The organism is Holdemanella porci (assembly GCF_009696075.1).
In the GTDB taxonomy this organism is placed as follows: domain Bacteria; phylum Bacillota_I; class Bacilli_A; order Erysipelotrichales; family Erysipelotrichaceae; genus Holdemanella; species Holdemanella porci.
In genome coordinates this window covers 41,425-48,100 of record NZ_VUMR01000010.1, presented here as the reverse complement: position 1 = coordinate 48,100, position 6,676 = coordinate 41,425, and the positions used below count along the sequence as shown (strand labels likewise).

At 34.6% G+C, this 6,676-nt stretch carries 9 protein-coding genes and 1 pseudogene; all 10 read left to right on the top strand.

Going from position 1 to position 6,676, the window contains the following annotated elements; genetic code table 11:
* Positions 1-126: 30S ribosomal protein S11 (gene rpsK, locus FYJ55_RS03455; RefSeq protein ID WP_154555653.1), on the top strand; the 126-nt coding region annotated here is incomplete at its 5' end.
* Between the two features lie 16 nt (positions 127-142).
* Complete coding sequence (locus FYJ55_RS03450; RefSeq protein WP_154555652.1) at positions 143-1,093, top strand: DNA-directed RNA polymerase subunit alpha; 951 nt, start codon at positions 143-145, stop codon at positions 1,091-1,093.
* Positions 1,094-1,107: 14 nt separating this feature from the next.
* Positions 1,108-1,470: a 50S ribosomal protein L17 gene (gene rplQ, locus FYJ55_RS03445; protein ID WP_117571636.1), complete on the top strand. Its 363-nt coding sequence runs from the start codon at positions 1,108-1,110 to the stop codon at positions 1,468-1,470.
* 28 nt (positions 1,471-1,498) lie between these two features.
* Positions 1,499-2,077, top strand: a pseudogene (locus FYJ55_RS03440) (O-methyltransferase); the annotation flags it as partial.
* A gap of 2 nt (positions 2,078-2,079) precedes the next feature.
* Positions 2,080-2,532: a hypothetical protein gene (locus FYJ55_RS03435; RefSeq protein WP_154555650.1), complete on the top strand. Its 453-nt coding sequence runs from the start codon at positions 2,080-2,082 to the stop codon at positions 2,530-2,532.
* A 66-nt stretch (positions 2,533-2,598) separates the two neighbouring features.
* The gene (locus tag FYJ55_RS03430) at positions 2,599-3,417 is read left to right on the top strand and encodes an energy-coupling factor transporter ATPase (protein ID WP_154555648.1); all 819 of its coding nucleotides are present in this window, start codon (positions 2,599-2,601) and stop codon (positions 3,415-3,417) included.
* Complete coding sequence (locus tag FYJ55_RS03425) at positions 3,402-4,262, top strand: energy-coupling factor transporter ATPase (RefSeq protein ID WP_154555647.1); 861 nt, start codon at positions 3,402-3,404, stop codon at positions 4,260-4,262. Before FYJ55_RS03430 ends, FYJ55_RS03425 begins: the two co-directional genes overlap by 16 nt.
* The gene (locus FYJ55_RS03420; RefSeq protein WP_154555646.1) at positions 4,255-5,052 is read left to right on the top strand and encodes an energy-coupling factor transporter transmembrane component T family protein; all 798 of its coding nucleotides are present in this window, start codon (positions 4,255-4,257) and stop codon (positions 5,050-5,052) included. Before FYJ55_RS03425 ends, FYJ55_RS03420 begins: the two co-directional genes overlap by 8 nt.
* Positions 5,049-5,792: a tRNA pseudouridine(38-40) synthase TruA gene (truA, locus tag FYJ55_RS03415; protein ID WP_154555645.1), complete on the top strand. Its 744-nt coding sequence runs from the start codon at positions 5,049-5,051 to the stop codon at positions 5,790-5,792. Before FYJ55_RS03420 ends, truA begins: the two co-directional genes overlap by 4 nt.
* Positions 5,779-6,594: a histidinol-phosphatase gene (locus FYJ55_RS03410; RefSeq protein WP_154555644.1), complete on the top strand. Its 816-nt coding sequence runs from the start codon at positions 5,779-5,781 to the stop codon at positions 6,592-6,594. Before truA ends, FYJ55_RS03410 begins: the two co-directional genes overlap by 14 nt.
* Positions 6,595-6,676: the final 82 nt, after the last annotated feature.

The following is a 6,676-nucleotide window of genomic DNA, read 5'->3' as shown; positions in this document are numbered from 1 at the left end:
CCTGGACCTGGACGTGAAGCAGCTGTCAGAGCATTACAGGTAGCTGGTTTAGAAATTACAATGATCAATGATGTAACACCAATTCCACACAACGGATGTCGTCCACCAAAACGACCTCGTGGATAGTTAAAGGAGGATAACGATGCAGGAATTTGAAAGAGCTTCACTTCATAAAGATTTTGTGAATGAAGAAAACAATACTGGATCTTATATCTTTGAACCTCTTGAAAGAGGCTTTGGAATTACGATTGGAAATACCATTTGCCGTACATTATTAACAAGTGTACCTGGCACACGCATTGTTGGATTTAAAGTATCTGGATTTGATGGAAAAGCAACAATGATCGAAGGTATTTTAGAAGATATTTATCGTATTTCATTAAATTTAAAAGCTGTACAATTATACAATGATGGAGAAGGATTCCAAATATTGCATATTTCAAAGAAGGGTCCTGCAACAATTCAGGCGGCTGACATTATTTGTCCAGAAGCTGTTGAAGTTGTAGATCCTGAACAAGTGATTTGTACTTTAGAAAAAGGTGCAAGCTTGGAAATGGAGATTTATGCTGTAACTGGAACTGGATATAAGAGTTCAATTGAAAACAAAGTGTCATACGACTTTGGTGAAGATGTCGTAGTATTAGATGCAACTTTCACTCCAATCCGTAAAGCAGATTATTTAGCAGAACCTGCTCGTGTTGGGTTGGATAAAAAATATGATAAAGTACATATCAATGTAGAAACAGATGGTACAATTACACCTTTACAAGCTATCACGATGGCTGCAAAGATTTGTATGGAAAACTTAGATGAAGTTTTAACTGTTTCAGATTTAGAATTAGAAGAAAGTTTCATGGTTCAAAAAACTCAAGTTGAGGATGTTAAGAAAGTAAATACAATGATGATTGAAGATTTGGATTTATCTGTTCGTTCTTACAATTGTTTAAAACGTGCAGGAATTCAAACTGTTGATGAACTTACACAAAAAACAGAAGATGAAATGATGCATGTTAAGAATTTGGGTAAGAAATCACTCAAAGAAGTGAAGGACAAAATGTACCAATTGGGATTGTTCTTCAAATCGTATGAATAAGAGGAGTAAGAATCATGTGGAATCGTAAATTGGGACGTAAAGCCGATCATCGTAAAGCATTGTTGCGTAACATGGCAACATCTTTGATTGAAAACGGACAAATTGAAACAACAGAAATGAAAGCAAAAGAATTAAGCGCTGTAATGGACTCATTAGTAACATTAGCAAAACGTGGAGATTTACATGCACGTAGACAAGCAGCAGCTTACGTTCGTAATGTAGAAGTTGATGAAGAGGGAACAACAGCTCTTCAAAAATTATTCAATGAAATTGGACCAGCATATGCAGATCGTAATGGTGGATACACTCGTGTTGTAAAAACACGTATCCGTCGTGGAGATGCAGCTCCAATGGCAATTGTACAATTCGTGAAGTAGTAGTTACTACTTCACTTTTCTTTTAAGGAGAATTAAAATGAGTGATTTAGAACAATACGCAAAAGAACATCAAGTGCCTATTATGATGGATGGTGGGTTAAAGTTCTTGTTAGAAAAACTTAAAGAAAATCAATGCCTGTCATTTTTGGAGTTAGGAACTGCAATTGCGCGTACATCTATTGAAGTAGCTAAGTTAGATTCTAGAATGAAAGTTGTCACAATTGAAAGAAATCCTGACATGATCGTTCAGGCAAAAAAGAATATTGAGGAAAGTGGATTATCTGACCAAATCACATTGATTGAAGGGGATGCTCTTGAAGTAGATGTAGATGGTATGTTTGACTGTATTTTTATTGATGCAGCTAAAGCACAATATCGACGTTTTTTTGATAAATACTGTATCCATTTGAATGAGAATGGTATAATTGTATCAGATAACATGAATTTTCATGGACTTGTAGAACATCCTGAATTGTCGCGCAATCGCAATACCCGCCAATTGGTTCGTAAGATCCATGATTATCATACGTATTTGGCAGAACTTTCCAATTATGAAACAGCATTTTATGATTATGGAGACGGAGTTGCCATTACAAGGAGGAAATAATTATGAATCTTTTTAAATTTTTAGTAGGTGCTGCAACCATTACAGTTGGTGCATGTGCAGTTGCTGGTAAAGTACGTCGTGATAAACAAAGACTGGAAGAGCTAGATGAATTCTTATGTCCAGATATTGATGAACCTATTGAAAAAGAGATTCAACCAAGTGTAAGTCCATTAAAAAATATGGAATCGGATATTATGGGATTTAAAGATGCTGTAGAAGAAATTCTTCCGGTCACACTTACATATAGTTTTGATTCTAAGGAGGCGGCTAAACAATTTCAAACAGAAATTGCTGAAAATGGATTAACTTCTTCGTATGATGATGAAGACAAACTTGTGGATGTAGTTTATCATGAGGGTGTAAATGAAAGTGATTTAAAAATTTTGTCAGACACACTTGTAAATGCATGTACAAACACGAGTGCTGAATATAAAGGATTTCATTTTAACAAATAGTGGCTTGAGGGTGCTCAAGCCATTTTAATATGGTATAATAGTTCCGTTTATGGTGGAGGATATGTGATGGAAGCAATTGAAGTTTCACATTTAACTTTTTCCTATGATGGGGAAAATGATATATTAAAAGATGTTTCTTTTTCAATCCCAAAAGGAAGCTATACAACGATTATTGGACATAATGGTTCTGGTAAGAGTACAATGGCAAAACTAATCATTGGTTTATTGGAAGCGAAAAAGGGAAAAATTCAAATTTTAGGTCAAGAACTAAATGAAGAAAGTGTATATGAATTGAGAAGTCATGTTGGAATAGTATTCCAAAATCCAGATAATCAATTTATTGGTTCTACAGTGGCAGATGATATTGCCTTTGGTTTAGAAAATCATTGTGTAGAACAAGAAAAGATGCAGGGGATTATTGAAGATGTCGCAAGTCGTGTTGGAATGACGGATTTTTTAAGTGCAGAGCCGACTAAATTATCTGGTGGACAAAAACAGCGTGTAGCGATTGCGGGCATCTTAGCAATTGAACCTGATATTATAATTTTTGATGAATCGACAAGCATGTTAGATCCTCAAGGTAAGGCAAGTATTAATGCACAGATTCGCAAGTTACATGAGGAAAAAAATATCACTATTTTATCAATTACACATGATATGGAAGAGGTTGCTCAATCTGAAAATGTCATTGTATTAGAAAATGGTGAGATTGCGATGCAGGGAACACCAATGGATATTTTTAAACAGGAAGATAAGCTAGCTAAAATGCAGTTGGATATTCCTTTTGCGTTAAAGATTTCTAAAGAATTAAAGAAGCGTGGGATTTTTAAGGAAAATGTATGTCGTTTAGATGAGGTGGTAGAAAAATTATGTCGATTGAAATAAAGAAGTTAGAGCACACATATAATGAAAACACCCCTTTTTCGCGTGCTGCATTAAAAGGTATTGATCTTTCAATTCCAGAAGGGAAAGTTACAGCTATTATTGGGCAGACGGGTTCTGGTAAATCAACTTTGGTTCAACATTTAAATGGTTTGTTGATTCCAACAGCGGGTACTTTGGATATTTGTGGTTTCCATATTCAGCCTTTGTTGAAAATCAAAGATGTGAAGCAATTGAGAAAAGAAGTTGGACTTGTATTCCAGTTTCCTGAATATCAATTGTTTGAAGAAACGATTGCTAAGGATATTGCGTTTGGGCCAAAAAACTTTGGAACAAGTGAAGAAGATGCTTCCCAACTAGTAAAGAAAGTCTTGCCTGTTGTAGGTTTGGATGAAAGTTATTTGGATCGTTCTCCTTTTGATTTGAGTGGAGGACAAAAACGTCGTGTTGCGATTGCCGGTATTTTAGTATTGAATCCAAAAGTTTTAGTTTTAGATGAGCCAACTGCTGGTCTTGATCCTCAAGGTGCTCAAGAAATGATGACTTTGTTTATGAACTTAAATAAAAAGGAAGGCAAAACCGTTCTTTTAGTAACTCACGATATGGAGCATGTCATGAATTATTGTGATCATGTAATTGTGTTAAGTCATGGTGAAGTAACGCAGGAAGCGGATGTGAAGGAATTTTTTAAGCATCCTGAATATCTACAAGAGATTGGTATTAATCCGCCCAGTATTGTGCGTTTAAAGATGCAATTAGAAGAAAATGGATTTGAGTTGGATCCAGATATTATGGATATGAATTCACTTGTGGATTCAATAGAAAAGCAGGTGAAGAAACATGAATAATGTTGCGTTAGGACAATATATGCCATTAGATTCTGTGGTTCATAAGATGGATCCTCGATCTAAGATCATGATCATGTTGTTTTTAATGGTTGCGATATTTATTCCTGCAGGAGTCCTTGGATATGCGATCATTGGTGCATTTATTTTATTTAGTTTATATTTATCAAAACTAAATATTCAATATGCCTTAAGAACAATGAAACCAATGTTATGGATGATGGCTTTCTTGTTGGTTATTAACCTATTGGTTATTAAAACAGGAACACCTTTGTTTTCAATCAAAGGGTTTACAATCTATAGTGATGCCGTAAATCAAACGTTGTATATTGTGGTTCGTTTAATGTTGATGGTCATTATCACAACTGTATTAACAGCAACAACAAAGCCTTTGGATTTGACTTTGGGAATTGAAAAATTGTTGAAGCCTTTTGAAAAGGTTGGTGTACCAGCTCATATTATTGCGATGATGATCAGTATTGCGTTGCGTTTTATTCCAACATTGATTGAAGAAACACAGCGTATTATGAATGCGCAGGCAAGTCGTGGTGTGGATTTAGAAAATGGGAGTATTAAAGAAAAAATCATGGCTATTTTGTCTTTAATTGTTCCGCTATTTGTTTCTGCCTTTGATCGTGCAGATCAACTTGCGAATGCGATGGAAGCTAGAGGGTATGATCCTTCTATAAAAAGAACACGTTACAAAGTGTTAAAGATGCAGACTATCGATTATGCTTCAATGATTTTAAGTGTTGTCGTTCTTTGTGCTTGTATTGGTATTTGGGTATTATGATTGTAAAAGCACTTGTCAGCTATGATGGTTTTAATTATGCAGGCTGGCAAAAACAAGAGAATGCGTTAGGTATTCAACAAGTGATTGAAGAAGCTTTGTACAAAATTACTAAAGAGAATGTGGATGTTGTTGCGAGTGGAAGAACGGATGCTGGTGTTCATGCGTTTGGTCAGGTCTTTCATTTTGAAACAAATAAAAATATTCCGGCTATTCAATATGAAAGAGCATTAAATGCATTGCTTCCTAAAGATATTCGTATTTTAAAAACGGAAGAAATGCCCGATGATTTTCATGCACGTTTTAGTGCTGTAGGCAAACGTTATGATTATTATTGTTCGTACGATATAAAGAATCCTTTTAATTATAAATATCGTAATTTATTAACCAAAAAATTGGATATTGAGGCGATGAAAAATGCATCAAAAGTATTCTTGGGATCTCATGATTTTACGAGTTTTGCCTCAAGTAAAATCGATCCTAGAAAGCCTAGAGTTAAAACGATTTCAAATATTGAAATTAATGAAGAAGGTATAGATGTGCAGTTTATCTTTGAGGGTACAGGTTTTTTAAGGTATCAAGTTCGAATGATGACGGGTACTTTAATTGCGGTAGGTCAACATAAGATAGATATTGATGATGTGCAAGGAATGTTAGATGCGAAAGATAAGTCGGCATGTCGTTATAATGCACCGAGTTGCGGATTATATTTAGTGGAGGTAAAATACAATGAAACAAACTAATTTTCATACACATACTTCACGTTGTCATCATGCCTTTGGTAATGATGAAGAATTTGTTCGTACTGCCATACAAAACGGTTTTGAAGTATTGGGCTTTTCAGATCATGCGTGTTGGAAATATGACTCCGATTTTGTGGCGCATATGCGTATGAAGCTTGATGAATTTGATGATTATAAAGATAGCGTTTTATATCTGAAAGATAGATATAAGAAGCAGATTGAGATTCGTTTTGGTTTAGAAGCAGAATACTTTCCTAAATATATGGATTGGTTATTGGATTTCTGTATTGAAAATGAAATTGATTATTTGATTTTTGGCAATCATTATTATGGTACAGATGAGGATCATTTTTATTTAGGTGGAGCGAAAGGAAAATATATTAAAGGCTATTTTGATACTTGTGTGGAAGGTATGAAAACGGGTATGTATGCATACTTGGCACATCCAGAATTGATTTTAAGAAGTACGGGTGGTGTAATAACACCAGAAATCGAAGAGGGATTCCACAGAATTTGTAAGACAAGTCAAGATTATAATGTTCCATTAGAATTTAATGTGTTGGGTATGCAGCATAATTTACGTATGGGCTATGAAGAGTATCCACATTCTAGATTCTGGCAAATTGCCGGTCAATATGATGTCAAGGCTATCATTGGTATGGATGCACATGAGGTAGGCGATTTAAATAAAAAATGGTATGATTCTGCTTTAGAAAAACTATCTGAATTTGATGTAGAAATCATAGATGATATTCCTTCGATTAATTATAAAAAAATAAAAGAAAACAAGATTAAAGTTTAGCAAAAATAAAGCTAAACTTTTTGCTTTTTTCATTGACTTTTATAGGGATATTGCATATCATATTAGATGGCTAAACTCTGGC

Bases quoted from the DNA above. Each gene is read 5' to 3' on its own strand.
- FYJ55_RS03450 (WP_154555652.1), top strand. From the start codon at position 143: ATGCAGGAATTTGAAAGAGCTTCACTTCATAAAGATTTTGTGAATGAA.
- FYJ55_RS03420 (WP_154555646.1), top strand. From the start codon at position 4,255: ATGAATAATGTTGCGTTAGGACAATATATGCCATTAGATTCTGTGGTT.
- FYJ55_RS03410 (WP_154555644.1), top strand. From the start codon at position 5,779: ATGAAACAAACTAATTTTCATACACATACTTCACGTTGTCATCATGCC.
- truA (WP_154555645.1), top strand. From the start codon at position 5,049: ATGATTGTAAAAGCACTTGTCAGCTATGATGGTTTTAATTATGCAGGC.
- FYJ55_RS03435 (WP_154555650.1), top strand. From the start codon at position 2,080: ATGAATCTTTTTAAATTTTTAGTAGGTGCTGCAACCATTACAGTTGGT.
- FYJ55_RS03425 (WP_154555647.1), top strand. From the start codon at position 3,402: ATGTCGATTGAAATAAAGAAGTTAGAGCACACATATAATGAAAACACC.
- rplQ (WP_117571636.1), top strand. From the start codon at position 1,108: ATGTGGAATCGTAAATTGGGACGTAAAGCCGATCATCGTAAAGCATTG.
- FYJ55_RS03430 (WP_154555648.1), top strand. From the start codon at position 2,599: ATGGAAGCAATTGAAGTTTCACATTTAACTTTTTCCTATGATGGGGAA.